Here is a 1,722-nt window from a genome sequence, read left to right as displayed (position 1 = left end):
GGCGGCTTTCTGGAGCGGCTTGGCGCACAACAGATCAGCCAATCAGCGGTGGCAAATGCTGGTAATGCGAGTTTGGCACGGAACTTTATCATGGGGCGTGCCGGACACCCCGACGATGAGGTAGCCCAGTTTGGTGGCCTAAAGAAAACAATAAAAACGGGGAACACTCTAAAGTGGCTCTTCGCTCGTGGATTGGATATTGCGTTGCTTGGAGGCGGAGAGTGGGATTTAAAGCCACGCATTAGCGCAATATGGGGGGCCAAAAATCGACTTGGAAACAGAGAGTATTATATTTTTTGTGATTATTTTTCTAACTTGCATTATGGATATGTAGCTGGAGCCAGCGGCTATTCTATTCAAGAAGCAAACGATCTGGCTGACATTGAGGGTGATGATGCGCCCGAAGATAAAAAAGCTACCTCGAAGGGGCTCCAACTTAATGAACGAAAAAGAAAAGTGACTTGGCAGGATATCACTCGAATTGTCGAAATGATGCCAGAGATTCATACATATGGCTAGTCAGTTAAAAGTTCTTGGTATCATCATCCTTTACTTAGCTTCTGCAGGGGTTAGCATCTGGCTTTCCGCATGGATTGGATTGCTTAGTTGCGTTGTCGTTCGCGTTCTATGGCCGGATAGTTTTGCTTGCTCAACTTGGGTTCCTCCAATTTGGCTTTTTTTTAGCGCCCTGCTTTTTATATTTTTCGCAAGGTATTTGTGGAGGAAAACTAAGCTTCGCCACGAATAACGTCTCGTTTGAAAATGATTCACGCCTTCATACGGTGATGCTTGCTGTTATCCATCTTCCTTCCGGATTTTTTGGGAGATTTAGAATATATATACTCTCTTTAAGAGTGATGATATCTGCTTTATCAATAATGGGATTTTTTCTGATTTTCTTAAGTAAGCCTATAACGGTTCTTGCGGCAACCATTTTCTTTATTTATATTTTTATCTCGGCCACGATGATGATCGTATCGATCAGATCAGTGGCTTCGCGCATAGCAGCTGAATCACCCGGAAGGGGGGGGCTAATACTTGAAAACCCACTCGATGTTTATGTGACTACGAAGGGGGTAAATTTATATCACAGGAAAAAATCGTATCATGGAATGATATCGTTTCTTTAGTCGATATCGATTCGCGCTCTCATACAGTAAAATAAGATGAAAATATTGCAGTATATAGGCATAATCGCTACCCTTTCGTTCGTACTTTGGATAAACGTACTTGGCTTTCTGGGTTTTGTAACGTTTGTAGGAGATATAATTACGCCTCATATAGGTATAATAGTTACTGATGATAGTTATCGAAGAATTTTAAAAAATTTATATGTTATTATTATCGTTATTTTCTTTTTTTATGGCAATTATCCATTTTCCATCAGTTTTTTTGGGAAATACAGGTTATATGTTCTATTTTTCAGAATAGTTGTATGTGTTGTATCCGTAATCGGATTCGCACTCGCCGTATATTCCGATAGGCGCGTCTCGTTTATAGAGGTGTACGCTTTTTTTGTTTTCGTTTTAATATCTGCGACAACTGTGATTTTATCCATCACATCGATGGCTGCTACTCTGCATAATCGTAGCCGTGACGGCGATTCAGCATAATGATACCACGGTGTTGAAGGAATGCGGCGTCGAGGATGTCAAATGGCAGCTTTCGGGCAAGCATCTGGCGCGCGAGTTCTGCGTGCAGTACCGCGAGACGCATCTGGCC

At 42.0% G+C, this 1,722-nt stretch carries 1 protein-coding gene; it reads left to right on the top strand.

The genetic code is table 11. The features are described 5' to 3' along the window. Positions 1-519 (top strand): polymorphic toxin type 44 domain-containing protein (locus C7477_RS18630; protein WP_210206165.1); only part of this gene is annotated, 519 nt, incomplete at its 5' end. Positions 520-1,722 lie beyond the last annotated feature (1,203 nt).

The sequence above is a fragment of the Paramesorhizobium leguminum genome (assembly GCF_003217235.1).
GTDB classification, from domain to species: Bacteria; Pseudomonadota; Alphaproteobacteria; order Rhizobiales; family Rhizobiaceae; genus Paramesorhizobium; species Paramesorhizobium leguminum.
This window is presented reverse-complemented; position numbering and strand designations above follow the sequence as displayed.